Raw genomic sequence first — 19640 nt, 5'->3', positions numbered from 1 at the left:
GACGTTACAGCGAGGCCTTCGGTTCACGTCAACGCGGTCTTGCCATGCCCTTGCAATCCAGACTTGTCGCCTTAGCAGCCGCTCTCCTGGTGTCGGCGGGTGCCGCGCATGCCCAGCAAGGCGCCAAGAAGAACGCAGCTCCGTCTGCCCCGGCGGCACAGCCCGCACCGGCTCCGACGCAGCCGCAGGCTGACGGCGCTGCGGCGCAGCAGCCCGGCTGGGTCGTGCGCTGCACCAGCGTCAGCCGCGACGCACCGCTCGAATGCGCGATGGAGCAGAACGCGGTGCTGACCAAGACCGGCCAGACCATCGTTCTGATCAACATCCGCATCGCGCCCGACACCCGCACACCGGTGGCGCTGCTGCAATTGCCGCTTGGCCTCAACCTTCCCATCGGCGCCAAGCTCCAGGTTGACGAGGGCAAGACGGTCGATCTCCAGATCCAGACCTGCGAGAACCGCGGCTGCTACGCCTCCACGCCAATCGCACCGGACCTGCTTGCGACCTTGCGGTCGGGCAAGCAGCTCAAGGTCTCCTTCCAGAACATGGCGAAGGAAACGATCGCGATCCCGATGCCGCTCGGCGATTTCGCGGCGGCCTACGACAAGATCAAGTAGCGACGCCTCCCCGTCACTGTTGCATATCCATTTTGCAGCCTAACGCCGCCGATACCGGGCGCCTTCAGGCGGAAAATCGGTCAGTCCACGCCCAGATAAGCCTTCTGCACCTGCGGATCCTCCGCGAGCGCCGCCGCCGTGCCCGACAGCACGCTCTTGCCGACCTGGAGCACCGTGGCGAAATCCGAGACCTCCAGTGCGAGCTCGATCGACTGCTCGGCGAGCAGAATGGTCAGGCCCTCGCGATGCAGGCGGCCGAAGGTCTCGTACATGGACTCGACCACCGCCGGCGCGAGACCGAGCGAAGGTTCATCCAGCATCAACAGCTTCGGGTCGCTCATCAGCGCGCGCCCGACCGCGAGCATCTGCCGTTCGCCACCGGACATGGTGCCGGCACGCTGGTTGCGGCGCTCCTTCAGGCGCGGAAAGATCTCGTAGACACGTTCGAGCAGCGTGGCCTGGCGCGACTTGTCGCGCAGCGGCGTTGCGCCAAGCATCAAATTGTTCTCGACGCTCTGCTGCACGAACAGCCGCCAGCCTTCTGGCGACAGCGCCAGCCCCTTGCGCACGATCGCAAAGGCTCTCTCGCCGGCGATATCCTCGCCGCGAAAGCGGATCGATCCGGAATGCACGGGAATGAGGCCGGCGATCGCGTTCAGCGTCGTGGTCTTGCCGCCGCCATTGGAGCCGAGTAGCGCCACGACGCTGCCTTCAGGAACCTCCAGCGAGACGTCGGACACGCCGATGAGATCGCCGTAGCGCACCTCGAGGTGCTCGATCCGCAGCAACGGCCCGCTCATAGGTCCGGCCCGCCCATCAGTTCGACCGGCGTGTGGCCGGCCGCTGCCTTGGCTGCACGCTTGCCGAGATAGGCCTCGATCACCGCCGGGTTGGATGTGACCTCGCGCGGCGATCCGCGGGCGATCTCCTTGCCCTGGTGGAACACCATCACGCGGCTGGCGAGTGACATGATCACTTCCATGATGTGCTCGACGATCACGAGGGTGATGCCGGAACGATGGATGTCGCGCACGAGGTCGATGGCGAGCCTCACCTCATGGGCGTTGAGGCCGGCCATGGCTTCGTCGAGCAGAAGCACCTTCGGTTCGGTTGCCAGCGCCCGCGCGATCTCCAGCCGCTTGCGACCGGGGGTGCCGAGCGAGCGCGCCGGCGCATCCGCAAGCCTGATCATGCCGACGCGCTCGAGCACCGCGCGCGCCCTGGTCTCGGCGTCCTTGCGATGCGAGGTGCGCAGGAATGCGCCGATCATGACGTTCTCCAGCACCGTCATGCCCTCAAATGTCTGCGGCACCTGGAAGGTTCGAGCGAGCCCAAGCCCGGCGCGCAGCTCCGGCGCGAAGTCGGTGATGTCACGGCCCTCGAACAGGACGCAGCCCGAAGTGGTCTTGAGATCGCCAGTCAGGCAATTGAAGAAGGTGGACTTGCCCGCGCCATTCGGGCCGATCAGGCCGAGGATGTCGCCTTGCTCCAAGGTCACGGAGGCATCGTCCACCGCCTTGAAGCTTCCGAACGCCTTCGTAATTTCGCGTGCCTCAAGGAGCATGGCCAGCTCCCGTGTCCTTCGTCGGCTTGCTGCGCCGAGTGAACAGGCTGAGCAGACCGCCGGGCTGGAAGCGCGCGATCACCACGATGATCGCGCCATAGAGCACGAAGGTGAGCCCGGCGCCCTTGCCGCCGAGCCAGCTGTTCGAGATCTCCTCCAGCGGCACCAGGATCGCGGCACCGACCAGGGGCCCGAACAACAGCCCTGCCCCGCCCAGCGCCGCCATGATCAGGATTTTCACCGAAATCAGGATCCCGAACCCGGACTCGGGGTCGACGAAGCCGAACATCATGGCATAGAGCGCGCCGGCGACGCTCGTCAGCGCCGCACTCAGCATGTAGGCGTGGAGCTTGGTGCGACTGGCGGGCGCGCCGAGCGAGCGCGCCGCGCGCTCGGAGTCCTTGATCGCGCGCAGGTAAAATCCCATGCGGCTGTTGGTCATCCACCAGGTGATCAACAGCGTGATCACGAGGATTGCGAGGAAGAGATAGTAATACGGCAGCGACGACAGGAACGAGAGATCGAAGATGTTGCGCGGCACGGTCGGCCCTGAGAGCCCGACGGCCGCACCGAGCCAGTCGGTGTTGGTCACGATCAGCCGCATCGTCTCGGCGACCGCGATGGTCGCCATACTGAAATAATGGCCCGACAGACGCAGCGTCGGCACGCCGATGATCGCGGCCAAGCCCACGGCGAGCACGATCCCGCCGGGGATGCCGAACAGGGGCGACAGGCCGAACTTTGCGTAGGATCCCATCGCGGCATAAGCACCGCAGCCGAAAAAGACGACGTGGCCGACCGAGACCTGGCCGGCATAGCCGCCGACAATATTCCACGCGGACGCTGCAATCGCATAAAGCAGCACCAGCGCGCCCAGACGCTGCTGGAACGGCGAGGACAGCAGCAGCGGATAGCAAATCGCGAACGCTGCGACGACCGAGAGCCAGATCAAGCGCCGCATCACAGCCTTCCCATCAGGTCTTGCCCATCAGGCCTTGCGGCCGGAACCAGAGGAAGAGCAGGAACAGGACATAGACGACGATGTCCTTGTAGATCGCGCCGATCAGATAGCCCGACAGCGATTCGATCATGCCGATCAGCAGGCCTGCGACAAGGGCGCCCGGCACACTGCCAAAACCGCCGAGCGACACCGTGACGAAGGCGACGATGCCAAGCGTCTCGCCGACGGTCGGCACGATGTAGAAGAAGTTCGCAATCAGCGCGCCGGCAAGCCCGGTGGCACCGGCCGCAATCGCCCAGGCGATCGCCTGCATGGTATCGGGACGGATGCCCATGAGCTGGGCCGCTGTTTGATCCTCCGCCACCGCCAGCATTTTCGAGCCGAGCGAGGTCCGCGTGAGCAGCAGATGCAGCCCGAGCGTGACCAGCAGCGCGACCACGCCGGCAAGCAGCCGCGAGGCCTCGATGCGCAGGCCCGCGAACGCATAAGTGCCGCCCACGATGTCCGGAGGCATCGACAGGAAGTTGGCCCCGAACCACCAGAACACGGAATAACGCAGCAATAGCGCAAGCCCGAAAGTGCCGAGGATCTGCGCCAGCATCGGTCCCTTCATGATATCGCGGATCAGGGCGAAATAGACCACGACGCCGACGGTCGCGAGCACCAGGGTTGCCAGCGGCGCGCCGAGGATCGGCCCTCCTCCCAACAGCGTGTAGACGACATAGGCGACGTACATGCCGAGCATGACGAAATCGCCATGCGCGAAATTGACGATGTTCATCATGCCCCACACCAGCGTGAGGCCTGAGGAAAACAGGGCATAGACAGCGCCAAGCAGAAGTCCGCCGACGATCACCTGCACGAGTACAAAGGACATGAGCCAGCGTTGCTCTGATCAAATCATTTCGGAAATGGCGGGGCGCGCAGCCCCGCCTTCAATCTCACCAGCCCTTGTAGGGCAGCACCGGCGCCTTCGCGGCGTTGGCCTTCGGCCATACCGCGGTGTAGTTCTCGCCATCCTGGAGCTGGATGATGAGCCCGGAGGCGAGGATATTCTGGCCCTTGTCGTCAAACTTCACGCCCTTGTAACCCATCATCAATTGCTCGGGCTTCAGATCGGTCGTCTTCAACGCGGCCTGGATCTTTGCCGGGTCGGTCGAGCCGGCGCGGTCGATCGCGTCGGCCAGCACGAAGAAGCCCTGCATCTGACGGCCGACGGTGTCGTCCATCTCCTCGCCGCTCTTCTTCTTGTACATGTCGGCGATGATGGCCGATGGTGAGCCGGCCGGCCCCACCGACCATGACGAACGGTTGAAGACGCCTTGCGATATCTTGCCGACCGCCTTGATGAAGGAGGGATCGGAATAGCCGGCGTCATCGGCCAAAAGAACCGCCGGCTTGTAGTCAAGCGACTGCATGGTCTTGGCGAACAGGATCGCATCCGACGTGTAGCTGATCATGATGATCACGTCGGGCTTCTTCTCCTTGAGCTGGAGCACCTGGCCCTGAACGTCAGTCGCATTGACGGGATAGGCGACGTCAACTGCGATGACTTGGCCCTTCTCCTTGAAGGCGGCGCTGATCGTGTTGGCGACCGAGGTGCCGTATTCGGTGTTGTCGTGAACCAGCGCGATTGCATCGGTCTTGGCGCCCTGCGCCTTGATGTCGGCGAGGAAATCGACATAGGCCTTGGCGAAGTCGGTGGCGATCGGCGTGGTGCGGAAGAACCATTTGAAGCCGCGCTCGGTGAGATTGGCGGCGACCGACTCGGAGTTCAGAAAGGGAATGCCGTATTTTTCGGCGATGGCGCTCGAGGTCAGCGTGACGCCGGACTGATACGAGCCGAACACGGCGGCTACCTTGTCTTCCGTGATCAGGCGCAGCGCCTGGTTCTGGCCTGTCGCCGGGTTGCCCTGGTTGTCGGCGAACACGATCTCGATCTTGGCGCCGCCGAGGCCCGCAAGGCCTGCGTTCTTGGCCAGCGGCAGAGTGCCGAGCTCGGGATGAGCGTTGTTGATGATGTCCATTGCGACCTCGAGCGCCGCCTTGGCGTGCGCCCCGATCGAGGCGGTGCCGCCGGACATCGGCAGGATCGCGCCGATCTTGACGACCTTGTCCTGGGCCTGCGCGGCTGAAGCGAGCGCAAGGGACATCGCGGCCGCGCAAAGCAGCCCGGTGACGTGCTTCAATCTCATGAAATCAAACCTCCCAAGGGTTTCCCCAACCAGTTTTTTTGGAAGCTCGGCTAAGCGCCCGCTTCCGGTTGTTTATGCCTGGCGATGAGAGGATGGCATGCTGGCCCCGTACCGGCAAGTAAAACGGCTTGCCACGACGCTGCATGGACAAGCACCGACGTGTGGGCCGGGTCAGCGCCCTTACCCCATCACGTCGCTCGCCCGCAGCAGCGTCGTGAAGCCGCCGTAGATCATGCGCTTGCCGTCGAACGGCATACCATCCAACTTCAGCCGCGGGTCCGCCATCACCTTCTTGTTGACGGTGTCGCGAGTCTCCCGGTCGCGATAGACGATCCAGGCGAACACCACGATCTCGTCCTCCTTCGCCATCACCGCGCGCGGAAACGAAGTCAGCTCGCCGTAGGGCACGTCGTCGCCGATGCATTCGACATAATCGAGCGCACCGTGCTCCATCCAGATCGCGCAGGCCGTTTTCGCCAGCGCCTTGTAAGCCTCGATGTTGTCCTTCGGCACGGCCAGCACGAAACCATCGACATAGGGCATCACGGATCTCCTTGGGTTGTGTGTCCGAAGGACGATGCGGTGCGTGACGATCCGACCAGGAAACGTGATTTTCGGATGAGGCAAACGGTCGCGCACCGCCGCGGCGCTCCGCCGGAGCCCATGATGCCGCGGCCCGCACGTCCCATGTGGACCGCAAAACATCCCTGCGTCGCAGCGCTTGCCAGCCCACAGCCGAGCGGGTAGAAACCCTCCACGCTTGAGCCGTGATTTGCGCGATAAGTGCCATCGGCCACAGCCGGACAAATCAACAAGTCATTGAATTTGTTCGGCTATTCCGTTGGGGAATGGTGTAACGGTAGCACAACAGACTCTGACTCTGTTTGTCTAGGTTCGAATCCTAGTTCCCCAGCCACCGCAGGTTAAGCAGCTCACAAACAGACCGTCAGAGATTGCGCTCTCTTTGAGCGGTGCCGCTAAATCACGACGCGATCGAAGTCGGCGGCGATCCGCGTGTTTGGAAAAATCGCTGTCGCTTCGGCCAGAATCTCTTCGTCGCGATAACGCCCCGACATGTGATTCAGCACGAGTTGCCTGACGTTGTTCGCGGCGGCAAATGAAGCCGCCTCGCGCGCGGTGAGATGACCATAGTCCCGGGCGGTCGCGGCGTCGCGATCGAGGAAGGTCGCCTCGATCACCAGCAGATCGGCGTCGGCGACATGCCTGGACAGCCCGTCAGTGGTTTCGGTGTCGCCGATGACCACAATCTTCCTGCCGCCGCTCGGCGGCCCCATGACGTCTTCGGGATAGATCGTGCGGCCGGCGATCACGACTGGTCGTGCCGCGGCCAGTTCTCCGCGCAGCGGCCCATCGGGAACACCGAGCTCGGCGAGGCGCTCCCGCTCAAGATGGCGGCGTGCCGGACTCTGGAAGCAAAAACCAAAGCTGTCGGTGTCGCGGTGACGAACCGGAAAGCAATCGATGGTGAAGTCGCCGGCGTCGATAACCTGTCCTTCGGTCAGCGGTGCGAACTCCACCGGGATCGGCGCCCTGCCCGCGCCCCACAGGCCGGCAAGCATGCGGATGACGATGTCGAGCGTGCCCTGGCCTCCATAGACGGTCATCGCGTCCGATTGCTGACGCAACCCCAGCGTCGAGAAGAGACCGGGGATACCGAGCACGTGATCGAGATGGGCATGCGTCAGCAGAATGCGGTCAAGCCGTCGAAAGCCCGCGCCGCTGCGCAGCAACTGGCGCTGCGTGCCCTCGCCGCAATCGATGAGGACGCGCTTGCCCGTGGCCTCCACCAGGAGAGCCGGATGGTTGCGCTCCGCCGACGGAACGCTGGCGGAGGTCCCAAGGAATGTCAGGGCGAACATGGTCGTCAGTATCCAGGCTTCGCCGCCCCCAATGCCACGTGAGCAGCAGCCCGTACAGAGCCCTCGATCGCGCATAGACCGCGGCAAGCAGTGGGTATCCCGCGATCTGATGGCCAGGCGCCGCCTCCGGCCCCCGACCGGCGGACAGATCTGGTTCCCGTTGCGTGGCCTCCTCATACCATCCGCCAAATTGCATGCTCGATACTCGGATCGATTTGCAGCCGAGCGACATCGACGCGGCGATGCAAGACAATGGAGATCGTGATGCCGCCCGGATTGACCGCCACTGACTGGGACTACGGCTCGATCAGCACATTGCTGAGCGCCCTGCACGCGCGCAAGCTTTCTGCGTCCGAGTTGATCGAGCATACGATCGCGCGCATCGAGGCGCTGGACGGGCAGATCAATGCCGTCATCGTTCGCGATTTCGATCGCGCACGAGACGCCGCGCGCGCCGCCGATACCGCACTTGGTCGCGGCGAGCGGCAGCCATTGCTCGGCATCCCCTTGACGTTGAAAGAACCGTTCAACGTCGCCGGCCTGCCGACGACGTGGGGCTTTCCGCATTTCAAAGATTTCCAACCCGCGGAGGACGCCCTTGTCGTCTCGCGGTTGAAGGCGGCGGGTGCTGTCATCATCGGCAAGACCAATATCCCGATCGGCCTCAGAGATTTCCAGAGCTACAATGACATCTACGGTACGACGAACAATCCGTGGGATCTCGGCCGATCGCCCGGCGGCTCTTCAGGCGGATCAGGAGCGGCGCTGGCTGCGGGATTCGGACCGCTGTCGATCGGCTCGGATATTGGCGGCTCGATCCGGGTGCCCGCGCATTTCTGCGGTGTGTTCGGACACAAGCCGAGCCTCGGCCTCGTCCCGCTACGCGGATACAGCCTTCCGCCGGCACCGCCCGTTGCCGGCCAGGGTGATCTCGCCGTCGTTGGACCAATGACGCGCACTGCCTCGGATCTCGCACTCGCGCTCGACGTGATCGCCGGCCCCGACGAGACGCGCGACGGGATCGGCTATCGTCTTGTGTTGCCGGCCTCACGACACGACCAGCTCAGGGGTTTCAGGATTCTCGTGATCGATACGCATCCGTTGATGCCGACAGGCGATGCCGTGCGTTCCGCCATCGGGCGGTTGTCGGAACGGCTCGAACGATCAGGCGCACGCGTCGCGCGCTCGAGTGCGTCTCTGCCCGATCTCGCCGAATCCGCCCGCCTTTACATGAAGCTGTTGAACGCAGCGCGAAGTCCACGCCTGACACCGGCCGCCCTCGCAGAGGCGCAAGGAGTTGCCGCAGAACTCTCGCCCGACGACCGCAGCCTGCAGGCCGAGCGCGCGCGCGGCTGGGCGATGGTCCATCGCGAATGGCTGGCGACCGACGCGGCGCGCCTGCGGCTGCAACAACGATGGCAGGAGCTGTTCCGCGAGTTCGACGCAGTAATCTACCCGGCCGCCGCCGTACCGGCCTTTCCCCAGGACCAGTCCGAGCCGTTCGACGCGCGGCAACTCGATATCGATGGACAGCTCTATCCCTATGCCGATGCGTGCTTCATCTGGGCAGACCCCGCTTCGACCTGCGGACTGCCTGCAACGGCCGTTCCGATCGAGCGCACGCCATCGGGCCTGCCGATCGGCGTCCAGATCATCGGGCCTTATCTCGAGGACCGCACACCGATTGCGCTCGCCGGACTGATCGAACGCGCGTTCGGCGGCTTCGTCCCGCCGCCGTCGCTGTCTGCCACGCAATCGGTGAGATGATAGAGGCGAAGACGACAACGCTCGTCATGTTCTTGCAGTCGACTGCGCCTCGACCGCCTGCACCGCCACGCTCGCGACCTGCTGCAATGCCTCGCGGTCGGAGCCTGAGGACGCCATCACGCCCATGCCGACCGAGACGGCCGAAACGTAGCGCGCGAGTGCCGCGGGATCCGAGGTCGGCTTGAGATCGCCTTCGGCCTTGGCGCGAACAAAACGATCGCGAAGCTGGTCCTCGTTCTGGGCGCGCCGAGCGGCGAGTTCGAAGGGGACGCTTTCTGATCCGGTGCCGCATGCAATGCCGCCCTGCACGAGCAGGCAACCGGGCGGGTTGGCGGGATCGGTCTGCTTGTCGGCGATGCCCATCAGCATCCGTTCGGCGACGTCGCGGGCAGTCGGCGCTGCCACGACCTCGTCCATCCAGACGGTGCGCAGTTTGGTATAGCGGTCGAGCGCGGCCTTCAGCAGCCCTTCCTTGTTGCCAAAACAGGCGTAGAGGCTGGGCGGATTGATCCCCATGGCCTCGGTCAACTGAGCGATCGTGGCACCCTCATAACCATGGCGCCAAAACACTTCCATCGCCTGGTCCAACGCCGTTTCGGCGTCGAATTCGCGGGGGCGTCCCATGCCCATTTGCCTGTTCTCCTCGAAATCGGCGTCGTCCCTGACCCTAACGCCGGATCCTATCTCTTTGTTCTCGCTTTATTTTCTCTTCCACTTGCCAATACTTGCGGTAAGCGGCTACAATTTTCTTAGCGAATGGTACATAAGTATCTTGCGCTGCGGTATCCAGCTCCACATCTGTAGTGAACACTACATATATGGAGCGCAAATGCCCCCCTCCCAAAATACCACTCGCCCCGGCCATGTCCGCCGCCTTCTGAGCGGCGTCGCCATCGTGGGCGCTCTCGCCGTAGCCGGCTCGATCGCGACCGGCCATTACTTTCGTGCCGCGCAGGCGACCGCGACCGCCGCGGCCGAGCAAGCCGTCCCTGTCACGGTCGCGCTGATCGAACCAAAGCAGACCGTGCTGTGGGACGATTTCTCCGGTCGGCTCGAGGCCATTCAACGCGTCGAGCTTCGCCCGCGCGTGGCCGGCGCGATCCTGTCGGCCAACTTCATCGAAGGCGCGCTGGTGAAGGCTGGTGACATCCTGTTCAAGATCGACCCGGCGCCCTACGCAGCCGAGGTCGACAAGGCCGCGGCCCAGCTCGAAGCTGCGAAAGCGCGCGTCGTGTTCACGCAGAATGAACTTGAGCGCGGCGCGCAGCTGGTCGGCAACGCCGTGGTGACGCGGCGCGACTACGACCAGCGCGACAACGCCAACCGCGAGGCCATCGCCAACGTGAAGGCAGCCGAGGCGACGCTCCAGACCGCAAAGCTTAATCTCGACTACACCGAGGTACGTGCACCCGTGGACGGCCGCGTCGGCAAGATCGAAATCACCGTCGGCAATCTCGTCGCCGCCGGCACCGCCTCCCCCGTGCTGACCTCGCTGGTCTCGGTCAATCCGATCTACGCGTCGTTCGATGCGGATGAGGAGGTGGTGCTGCGGGCGCTGAACTCGATCGCAGATGTCTCCGGCAAGCGCGGCAATTTGGACCAGATCCCGGTGGAGATGACGACCTCAGGCGGCCTCTCGGCCAAGGGCCACATCCAGCTCATCGACAACCAGGTCAACGGCCAGAGCGGCACCATCCGTGTCCGCGCGGTGTTCAGAAACGAGGACGGGCGTCTCATCCCCGGCCAGTTCGCCCGCGTGCGCATGGGCCAGCCCAAGCAGCAATCGCTGGTCATGATCGACGAGCGCGCGATCGGTACCGACCAGGACAAGAAGTTCGTGATGGCGGTCGGCGACGACAGCCGCGCGGTCTACCGGCCGATCACCCTCGGCGGCTCGGTCGACGGGTTGCGTATCGTGACGACGGGACTGAAGACCGGCGATCGCATTATCGTCAACGGCCTCCAGCGCGTGCGTCCCGGCGCCCTGCTCAAGACGGAGATCGCGTCGATGGGCGCGCGCGGGCCGCAGCAGGCCTCCAACCACAGCAAACAGGACGTGGTGCAACGCTAGCATTCTCCGCTTCCGGAGCGCGCGGGCAGCGCGAGCCGGAATGTCGAATTTGTTGAACTACCAAGACATCACTTCTGGATTTCCGGATTTGCGGGCTTTTCCCGCGCCCGGGAATGGCGGGAGGGTCGTCTCTCGCGCAGGGGCAAAGCCATGAATCTCTCGAAGTTCTTCATCGATCGTCCGATTTTTGCCGGTGTGCTCTCGGTCCTGATCTTCCTCGCCGGCCTGATCTCGCTGTTCGCGATGCCGATCTCGGAATATCCCGATGTCGTGCCGCCCTCCGTCCTCGTGCGCGCGACCTATCCCGGGGCCAATCCCAAGGTGATCGCCGAGACGGTGGCGACTCCCATCGAAGAGCAGATCAACGGCGTCGAAGGCATGCTGTACATGTCAAGCCAGGCGACCACCGATGGCGCGATGACGCTGACGGTGACATTCCGGCTCGGCACCGATCCTGACAAGGCGACGCAGCTGGTGCAGAACCGTGTGCAGCAGGCCGAGCCGCGCCTGCCCGCCGTGGTGCGGCAGCTCGGCATCATCACCAAGAAGTCGTCGCCCGACCTCACCATGGTCGTGCATCTGTTGTCGCCCACCGGCCGCTACGACATGACGTATTTGCGCAATTACGCCGTGCTCAATGTCAAGGACCGTCTTGCACGGATCGACGGCGTCGGCGACGTCCAGCTCTATGGCGCCGGCGACTATTCGATGCGGGTCTGGGTCGATCCGCAGAAGGCTGCCGAACACGGGCTCACCGCAAGCGACATCGTCAAGGCGATCCAGGCGCAGAACGTCGAGGCCGCTGCCGGCGTGGTCGGCTCCTCCCCGAATGTCAAGGGCATCGACCTGCAGCTGTCCGTCAACGCGGAAGGGCGGCTTGCGAACGAAGAGCAATTCGGCGACATCGTGGTCAAGACCGGTACGCGTGGCGAAGTCGTGCGCTTGCGCGACGTCGCCCGCATCGAGCTCGGCGCGTCCGAATACGGCCTGCGCTCGCTACTCGACAACAAGCAGGCAGTGGCGATTCCGATCTTCCAGGCGCCCGGCTCCAACGCGCTGGAGATCTCCGATCATGTCCGTGCCACCATGGCCGAGATCAAGAAGAATATGCCGGAAGGCGTGTCCTACCAGATCGTTTACGATCCCACCCAGTTCGTGCGCTCCTCGATCGAGGCCGTCATTCACACGCTGCTGGAGGCGATCGCGCTGGTGGTGCTGGTGGTGATCCTGTTCCTGCAGACCTGGCGCGCCTCGATCATTCCGCTGCTGGCGGTGCCCGTGTCGATCGTCGGCACATTCGCGGTCATGCACGTGTTCGGCTTCTCGATCAACGCGCTCAGCCTGTTCGGGCTCGTGCTCGCAATCGGCATCGTCGTCGACGACGCCATCGTCGTAGTCGAGAACGTCGAACGCAACATCGAGGGAGGGCTGTCGCCGCGCGACGCCACCTACCAGGCGATGCGCGAAGTGTCGGGGCCGATCATCGCGATTGCGATGGTGCTGATCGCGGTGTTCGTGCCGCTCGCCTTCATCTCCGGCCTCACCGGGCAGTTCTACAAGCAGTTCGCGCTGACGATCGCGATCTCGACCGTGATCTCCGCCATCAATTCGCTGACGCTGTCGCCTGCGTTGTCGGCGCTGCTGCTCAAGGGACACAATGAGCCGAAGGACCGGCTGACGATCATCATGGAAAAGGGCCTTGGCTGGTTCTTCCGTGGCTTCAACAAGGTGTTCACACGCTCGTCGGAGAATTACAGCGGCACCGTCACCAAGGTGATATCAGGCAAGGCCGCAGTGATGGGACTGTATGTGGTGTTGATCGGCGTGACCGCGCTTCTGTTCCAGCAGGTGCCGAGCGGCTTCGTGCCGGGCCAGGACAAACAGTATCTGGTCGGCTTCTCGCGGCTGCCCGACGGCGCAGCGCTCGATCGCACTGAAGAGGTGATCCGCAAGATGAGCGACATCGCGCTGACCCAGCCAGGTGTCGAGAGTTCGGTCGCCTTTCCGGGCCTGTCGATCGCCGGCTTCACCAACTCCTCCAATGCCGGCATCGTGTTCTCCACGCTCAAGCCGTTCGACGAGCGCAAGGATCCTTCTCTCAGCGGCCCCGCGCTGGCGGCCGAGCTGAACAAGAAATATGCCGGCATCCAAGAAGCCTTCATCGCCATGTTCCCGCCGCCGCCGGTCAACGGCCTTGGCACCATCGGCGGCTTCAAGCTGCAGATCGAGGACCGTGCCGGTCTCGGTTATGAGGCGCTGAACGAGGCGACCAAGGCGTTCATGGCCGCGATGCAGAAGGCGCCGGAGATCGCCGGCGTGTTCTCGAGCTTCCAGGTCAACGTGCCCCAGCTGTTCGCCGACATCGATCGCACCAAGGCGCTCCAATTGGGCGTGCCCGTGACGGAGGTGTTCAACACGCTGCAGATTTACCTGGGCTCCTACTACGTCAACGACTTCAACAAGTTTGGCCGCACCTATTCGGTCCGGGTGCAGGCCGACGCGCCGTTCCGCGCCCGCGCCGACGACATCCGGCAGTTGAAGGTGCGCTCGTCCTCGGGCGACATGGTGCCGCTCTCGGCGCTCTTGAGCGTTCGCCAGAGCGCGGGACCCGAGCGGGCGATCCGCTACAACGGCTTCCTGTCCTCCGATATCAACGCGGCGGCTGCTCCCGGCTTCTCCTCCGGACAGGCGCAGGAGGTCGCGACGCGGATCGCGGCGGAGACGCTGCCGCCCGGCTTTGCCTTCGAATGGACCGACCTGACCTATCAGGAGTTCATCGCCGGCAATTCCGGACTGTGGGTGTTTCCGCTGGCGATCCTCCTGGTGTTCCTGGTGCTGGCCGCGCTCTATGAGAGCCTGACCTTGCCGCTCTCGATCATCATGATCGTGCCGATGGGTCTGCTGGCTGCTATGTTCGGTGTCTGGATCTCCAAGGGCGACAACAACGTCTTCACCCAGATCGGCTTGATCGTGCTGGTGGGACTCTCGGCCAAGAACGCGATCCTGATCGTCGAATTCGCGCGCGAGCTCGAATTCGCAGGCCGCACCCCGATCCGGGCCGCAATCGAGGCGAGCCGGCTGCGGTTGCGCCCGATCCTGATGACGTCGATGGCGTTCATCATGGGCGTGCTGCCGCTGGTGCTCTCGACCGGGGCCGGCTCGGAGATGCGGCGCGCCATGGGCGTCGCCGTGTTCTCCGGCATGATCGGCGTCACCGTATTCGGCCTGTTCCTGACGCCGGTGTTCTATGTGCTGCTGCGGACCGTCACTGGCATGAAGCCGCTGACGCATCACGGCAGCGACACCAGCGCGGCGCCGGTGCAACCCGTCGGGCACTAGATCAGGGAAATCCCCGACAGCAACAACAAAACGAGCAGGGTCTTGCGAAAGACCGTCTCGTTGACCCTGTGGAACGCGATCACGCCCAGCGCGGAGCCTGCGAACAGCGCCGGCAGGCTAACCGCGAGATCGACGAAGACCTTTGACGACAGATCCTGATGTCCGAACAGCAGCGCGATCGCGAACAGCTGCATCGCGGCGATGAACGGCTGCACCAGGCCGCGCTGCTCGCTCTTGGGCATGCCGCGCATGTCGCACCAGATCGTCGGGATCGCGCCCGGCATCGCGGTCAGTCCGCCGACCAGTCCTCCACCGAACCCGATCAACGCGACCCAGTGCCGCCCGACCGCCTCGCCGGCCGTCACCAGCGTCGGCCGCAGCAGCATGTAGGCCGCATAGAGCGCAACGATAATGCCGAAGCCGCGCCGGAGCAGATGCGTATCGGTGCTCTGGAGCAGCGACACCGCGATGGGAACGCCGATCAAGCCGCCGACGATCAGCAGCAGACTGCCTTCCCAGCGGATATTGCGCCGAAGCGACCACAGATTGGTGGCCTGCACGCCGATGCTGCACGCCATCATCAGCGGTACGGCTTCGAGCGGCTGAAACACCCGGAGCAGGATGGCACCCGCTACCGCGGAAAAGGCAAATCCCGAGAGTCCGGAGACAAAGGCGCCGGCGAACACGGCAACGCTGAGCAGCATCAGAGTCGTGACATCAGGCACAATTTGCCCTCCGATCAATCGTAGGGAATTTGCGAGACGGGGACATCGGCGCTCTCGGTGCAAACGGTCGGCACGAGTGGAACCGACGGCTGCGCGTAAGCATGAGATCGCTCCAGCATCGCGAGGCCGACCAGTTGGAGAGCGACGAGCGCTGCCGTCAGCGCGATTGCGACGATGCTGGCGTTACGCACGTTCGAATTTGGGGTGGTCGCTCGTGCGCTCGCGCGGATCAACTCCGTTGGCATTTTCAAAGATATCCTCTTCACGGGAAACGGGAATAATTTCATTCAAACACGGCGCTTCGTGCGGCTGGTCCAGCAGGTGGCGATAGCGCCGCAACACGCGCTCCGCGTCGATTTCCCGCTGCGCGCGGAGTACCGCGCCCATGCGGGCGACGATATCGCGGAATCTTCCTGTCAGAACTGGTGACGCCGTCCGCATGACAATCTCCTCTCAACCCTGCACGAGAGATTGAGGAATTCGTTTCCGCTCGCAGTGAGTTGCTTCACAAAAATGTCTGGTAGGTCGAACAACAGATCGTGTGACGTCTAGTAGAAGACAACGCGGAAAATCGCGTCATTCGATCGAACGACGTGCGATAACTTTCTAATGATGCTTGTGATTGAACCTATTGCGAGCTACGGCGACTCGCCTGCGTTTTTGAACGCGTCTCAGTGCACGAGCGGATTGGAAAATCCAGCTGCGAGCTTGACGAGATCGGCCTGACGAGAAACGCCGGTCTTGGCGAACACGCGATGCAGATGCGTCTTCACCGTCGTCTCGGCGATACCGAGCGCAACCGCCGTCTCCGGCACGCCGCCGACATCGACGATTGACTGCAAGACCCTCAGTTCGGCAGGCGTGAGCTCGAAGGTGCGGTCAATGAGGCCGGCACACGAGCGGCCGTCGAGTTCCGCTTTCCAGATGAACAGGGCTCCCACTGCCGAACTGCGCTCGGCCACCCCGTCGCGCAGCAATGATGGCAGCGCGATGATTTGCGCGACGTAGTAGGAACCGTCATGCGACATCAACGGAATTTTCCGTCCCGAAGATGCCGCCAACGCGACCTCGCTGGTGTCACGGAAAATATCGCGCAAGGCTGAATTAGCAGCGGAAGATCTTGCCACCAACCTGCCCGAGACAGACCGCAGGACATCGTCGACGTCTAGGATCGTCGCCGCGGCCGGATTGCTGTGGATGATATGACAGGTCGAATCGAGCAGGATGACACCGGCATTCAGTCGGTCCACGACGTCGGCAAGCGCGACCGCGCGCTGCTGCTTCCGCTCGATCGTCCGGTTGATCAACAGCGCCCGGCTCGCATGCGGAGCCAGGAACTGCATTCGCGCCCGCTGTTCCGCGCCGAGCATCTCCCTGCCCGGGATCACGGTCATCAGCATCGGACACGGCGACTTCGACTGCTCCAGCACCACGTTGGCGACGTCGACGCAGCCCTGGGGGCGCAGCCATTCCTGGTAGAAGCGGCCGCGGCGGTATTCGTCGAAATCCACGAGATCAGGGATATTGCGCACCTCGCCATAGCGCGGAAGCCGAGCAAGCGGGTCGTATCGGGAGTAGGTCTCCGCATAGAGCTGAATGTAGTACGGATCGACCCCGCAATAATAATGCGTCGCGCCTGATTTGCTGACCGGGTCCTTCGAAATCAGACCACAGGCTTGGCTGCCAATGAAGGCATTGAGTTTGACAACGACCTCGCTCCACAACTCCGGGTGGAGACCCGCGTCATAGATCGTCTCGATCAACTCAGACGGTTTTGGAGGTCGGGGCATCGGAAGAGCCAATGGTGACACATGGAGATGGCGAAATGTTCTTCATGCCTGGCGGCTTCCGTGAGTCTTTCGCGGGAGCGAAAGGTTCAATCGTGAAGGCAAAATTCAACAGTCTAGTTCACAAGCGGATTGGAGAATCCTGCCGCGAGCTTAACGAGATCGGCCTGACGCGAAACGCCCGTCTTGGCGAACACGCGATGCAGATGCGTCTTCGCCGTCGTTTCCGCGATACCGAGCGCGACCGCCGTCTCCGGGATGCCGCCAACCTCGACGATCGACAGGAACACGCGCAACTCGGCCGGTGTAAGGTCGAAGGTCCGCGCGATCAATTCGCCGTAGGACTGTCCGCCGAGCGATACCTTACGCAGCAGCAGCGCACCGACGGCATCGACCACCCGCTCGCTGCCGTCCCGCAGGACGGACGACAGCGGCAGGATGTGCGCGACGTAGCGCTCGCCCGAAGGCGAAAGCAGCGAAAACGCGTGCCCCTTTGCGGCAAGCAGCGCAATTTCATGGCGGGTCGCGAACGCTTCCCGCAGCGTCTGATTGGCCTCCGCACTGCTGGTCACCAATTGCCCGGCAACGGACCGAACCAGATCGTCCGCCGCAAGCAAGTCGTGCCCCGCGGAATTCGCGTGCACCACCCGGCAGAATCCATCGAGCAGAAAGATGCCGCAGGCCAAATTGTCCAGGACCTCCGCCAACGCCGTCGCCAGCGTCAGTTGCGAGGTCATGGCGCGGTTGATCAGCAACGCTCGGCTGGCGTGCGGCAAGATCAGCGAGAGGCGCTGCTTCATCACCGGATCCACCATCCGGCGGCCCGACAGCACCGTCATCATCACGGGGCAGCTCGCATTCGAATTCTCGAGCACCACGTTGGCCGCATCGCTGCAACCCTGCGGCCGCATCCATTCCTGGTAAAAGCGTCCGCCCCGGTATTCATCGAAATTAACGAGATCCGGAATGCTGACGATCTGACCGTGCGGCGGCAAGACCGTCAGCGGATCGAACTTCGAATGCGTCTCGGAGTAGAGCTGGATGTAGTGCGGTTCCGCCCCGCAATAATAGTGCGTGACGCCGAATTTGCTGATGGAATCCTTGGAAAACAGTCCACAGGCCTGGCCGCCGACGAAGTCGCGGATGCCGGTGACGACGTTGTTCCACAGTGAAGGATCGAGTCCGGCATCGTAGATGGCCTCGACGAGGTCGGGCAGCTTCCGCGGTCCGTGCATGGCTATAAATGGCCTGGGTGATCAATATCACCATGCATACCACAACCTCAGCATGCGGCATCCTCCGATCGGATGAGGCGTCGGCCGCCAAGAGCGGATATTCGTTTCGGGTGCTACTGATGCAGAGTCGCGATACCGCACCGGGACGCTCACATCTCGTCCCAGCCGACCTTCTCCATATTCTCCGACCAGACCGCGGCGCGATAGATCTCGCGCCCGTCGGCATTTCTGACCCGGATGCAGGCATCGCGGTCGCGCAAATCGTCGCGCCAGACGAACAGGTGGCTTGCCATCTCGTTGGCCACCACGAATGTCGCTTCGGGGCATTCGAACACCATGCCGCCCGGATCGATCTTCACGATATTGCCGATCATAAGGTCAAAGAAAAAACGGCGCATGCAACACTCCAACTGGGGGCGGCGCACGCCCGCCCGTGCTGTCTCCAAGCGGCATTTGACTTGAAATTCAGTCGTGCGCGGTCACGACATTTCGCCGCTCCTGACGTCACTGGGCGTGGCGCCATAAGTTCGACGGAAGCAGCGGTTAAAATAGGAGAGATCGCCGAAGCCGACATCGTAGGCGATCGAGCTGACCGTCCGCTCGGCGTATCCGGGTTCCCGCAACATGCGATGGGCGCGCTTGACGCGTTGTTCGATCACGAAGGACGAGAACGTCTTGCCGTCGGCCTCGAACAGGCGCTGGAGATAACGCGGCGTCACGCCGAGCTCCTGGGCGACTGTGGCCACCGACAGGTCCTGCCGCCAGCAATTGTTGGCGATGGAGACTTTGGCCTTCTGCAGCCGTGCCGCCTTCACGCCGCGCCGCCCGGCCAGCTCCCGGGGCTCGTTGGTGGCACCGAGAACGATTGCCAGAAGATCGTGCAGATGCCCGACCCCGAGCTGGCGCAAATTTGGCGTCGCGAACACCTTCTCTCGCACCAGTGTCTCCGCATAGTTGACCAGCAATCGAAGTCCTGTCGAGCTCTCCGGCATGACACGCATTACGGCGTCATCGACATCCACGATCATCGGCGCCAGCACGCGTCTCGGCACGCGTAGGGAGAAGCAGCTGCCCAGCGACAATCGCTCGAACGTCGTGACGTCCTCCGCGCTGGTCAGGACCGCCTCCCCTGCACGAAGGCTCAGATCGTGTCCCCGCTCGGATATTCCAAGTACGCCAGATCGATTCACGATCAGGGCCAGGCTGTCGTCGCCATCGGCAACCAGGTGTTTGGTGCGACTGACGCGCGCTCCGCACAATCCTCCGATCAGCAATTGGGCTTCCGGCAAGACGTGGGACGTGAAGCTCGCCGTAGCCGGCTTTCCTTCTCTCGCCTCGACCTCCGCCTTCAACGCCCCGCGGCAGTAGAAATCGCGAAGCAGCGGGATACGCTCGTTTTCGGGAATTTCGTTCGTCGAAACATTAATAATGGAAAAATCAAACTGGCTCACTGCAATCCTCCAACCGACGAGCAGGTCCGGCCGTGCGCTGTCGTTTCC

General features: G+C 63.3%; 19 protein-coding genes and 1 tRNA gene. 5 read left to right on the top strand and 15 right to left on the bottom strand.

The window, feature by feature from the left end:
- Positions 1–44 precede the first annotated feature (44 nt).
- A complete protein-coding gene (locus tag IVB36_RS08985; protein ID WP_247297572.1) occupies positions 45–617 on the top strand; it encodes an invasion associated locus B family protein in 573 nt (190 codons plus the stop codon).
- Positions 618–697: 80 nt separating this feature from the next.
- Here IVB36_RS08985 and IVB36_RS08980 read toward each other — a convergent pair whose 3' ends face one another.
- The 6 genes from IVB36_RS08980 to IVB36_RS08955 form a co-directional block, all read right to left on the bottom strand.
- A complete protein-coding gene (locus IVB36_RS08980) occupies positions 698–1417 on the bottom strand; it encodes an ABC transporter ATP-binding protein (RefSeq protein WP_085352790.1) in 720 nt (239 codons plus the stop codon).
- Complete coding sequence (locus IVB36_RS08975; RefSeq protein ID WP_018459263.1) at positions 1414–2181, bottom strand: ABC transporter ATP-binding protein; 768 nt, start codon at positions 2179–2181, stop codon at positions 1414–1416. Before IVB36_RS08975 ends, IVB36_RS08980 begins: the two co-directional genes overlap by 4 nt.
- Positions 2171–3142, bottom strand: a complete 972-nt coding sequence (locus tag IVB36_RS08970; protein WP_085352789.1) for a branched-chain amino acid ABC transporter permease — start codon at positions 3140–3142, stop codon at positions 2171–2173. Before IVB36_RS08970 ends, IVB36_RS08975 begins: the two co-directional genes overlap by 11 nt.
- 13 nt (positions 3143–3155) lie before the next feature.
- Entirely contained in the window at positions 3156–4019 is an 864-nt protein-coding gene (locus tag IVB36_RS08965) for a branched-chain amino acid ABC transporter permease (protein WP_018459265.1), read from the bottom strand.
- Positions 4020–4083: 64 nt separating this feature from the next.
- A complete protein-coding gene (locus IVB36_RS08960; protein WP_085352788.1) occupies positions 4084–5337 on the bottom strand; it encodes an ABC transporter substrate-binding protein in 1254 nt (417 codons plus the stop codon).
- Between the two features lie 180 nt (positions 5338–5517).
- Positions 5518–5880: a DUF1428 family protein gene (locus IVB36_RS08955; protein WP_085385621.1), complete on the bottom strand. Its 363-nt coding sequence runs from the start codon at positions 5878–5880 to the stop codon at positions 5518–5520.
- Between the two features lie 299 nt (positions 5881–6179).
- Between IVB36_RS08955 and IVB36_RS08950 the strand changes: the two genes are divergently transcribed.
- Positions 6180–6253 (top strand) — tRNA-Gln (locus IVB36_RS08950).
- Positions 6254–6314: 61 nt separating this feature from the next.
- On the opposite strand, the gene rnz is transcribed toward IVB36_RS08950, so the two are convergent.
- Positions 6315–7217: a ribonuclease Z gene (rnz, locus tag IVB36_RS08945; RefSeq protein ID WP_085352786.1), complete on the bottom strand. Its 903-nt coding sequence runs from the start codon at positions 7215–7217 to the stop codon at positions 6315–6317.
- Positions 7218–7481: 264 nt separating this feature from the next.
- Between rnz and IVB36_RS08940 the strand changes: the two genes are divergently transcribed.
- On the top strand, positions 7482–8984 hold the full coding sequence (locus IVB36_RS08940) for an amidase (RefSeq protein ID WP_247391273.1): 1503 nt from the start codon (positions 7482–7484) through the stop codon (positions 8982–8984).
- Positions 8985–9008: 24 nt separating this feature from the next.
- Here IVB36_RS08940 and IVB36_RS08935 read toward each other — a convergent pair whose 3' ends face one another.
- Complete coding sequence (locus IVB36_RS08935) at positions 9009–9614, bottom strand: TetR/AcrR family transcriptional regulator (protein ID WP_018459270.1); 606 nt, start codon at positions 9612–9614, stop codon at positions 9009–9011.
- A 199-nt stretch (positions 9615–9813) separates the two neighbouring features.
- Here IVB36_RS08935 and IVB36_RS08930 point away from each other — a divergent pair, with 199 nt between their 5' ends.
- On the top strand, positions 9814–11055 hold the full coding sequence (locus IVB36_RS08930; protein ID WP_085352784.1) for an efflux RND transporter periplasmic adaptor subunit: 1242 nt from the start codon (positions 9814–9816) through the stop codon (positions 11053–11055).
- 150 nt (positions 11056–11205) lie between these two features.
- Positions 11206–14394, top strand: a complete 3189-nt coding sequence (locus IVB36_RS08925) for a multidrug efflux RND transporter permease subunit (protein WP_085352783.1) — start codon at positions 11206–11208, stop codon at positions 14392–14394.
- Here IVB36_RS08925 and IVB36_RS08920 read toward each other — a convergent pair.
- The 7 genes from IVB36_RS08920 to IVB36_RS08890 form a co-directional block, all read right to left on the bottom strand.
- Positions 14391–15119 (bottom strand): sulfite exporter TauE/SafE family protein, encoded by a 729-nt coding sequence (locus IVB36_RS08920; RefSeq protein WP_247391271.1) that lies wholly within the window; start codon positions 15117–15119, stop codon positions 14391–14393. The genes IVB36_RS08925 and IVB36_RS08920 overlap by 4 nt on opposite strands.
- A 14-nt stretch (positions 15120–15133) precedes the next feature.
- The gene (locus IVB36_RS08915; RefSeq protein WP_240543388.1) at positions 15134–15310 is read right to left on the bottom strand and encodes a hypothetical protein; all 177 of its coding nucleotides are present in this window, start codon (positions 15308–15310) and stop codon (positions 15134–15136) included.
- A complete protein-coding gene (locus IVB36_RS08910; RefSeq protein ID WP_085352780.1) occupies positions 15303–15560 on the bottom strand; it encodes a hypothetical protein in 258 nt (85 codons plus the stop codon). The genes IVB36_RS08915 and IVB36_RS08910 overlap by 8 nt, the downstream gene beginning before the upstream one ends.
- 230 nt (positions 15561–15790) lie before the next feature.
- Positions 15791–16909, bottom strand: coding sequence for a helix-turn-helix transcriptional regulator (locus IVB36_RS08905; protein ID WP_247391269.1), 1119 nt, complete (start codon positions 16907–16909; stop codon positions 15791–15793).
- A 113-nt stretch (positions 16910–17022) separates the two neighbouring features.
- Positions 17023–18141, bottom strand: coding sequence for a helix-turn-helix transcriptional regulator (locus tag IVB36_RS08900; protein ID WP_247391267.1), 1119 nt, complete (start codon positions 18139–18141; stop codon positions 17023–17025).
- A gap of 149 nt (positions 18142–18290) precedes the next feature.
- Positions 18291–18539: a hypothetical protein gene (locus IVB36_RS08895; protein ID WP_247391264.1), complete on the bottom strand. Its 249-nt coding sequence runs from the start codon at positions 18537–18539 to the stop codon at positions 18291–18293.
- 81 nt (positions 18540–18620) lie between these two features.
- Positions 18621–19592, bottom strand: a complete 972-nt coding sequence (locus tag IVB36_RS08890; protein ID WP_247391262.1) for an AraC family transcriptional regulator — start codon at positions 19590–19592, stop codon at positions 18621–18623.
- Between the last annotated feature and the right edge of the window lie 48 nt (positions 19593–19640).

The organism is Bradyrhizobium sp. 35, from assembly GCF_023073215.1.
Classification (GTDB): Bacteria; Pseudomonadota; Alphaproteobacteria; order Rhizobiales; family Xanthobacteraceae; genus Bradyrhizobium; species Bradyrhizobium canariense_D.
This window is presented reverse-complemented; position numbering and strand designations above follow the sequence as displayed.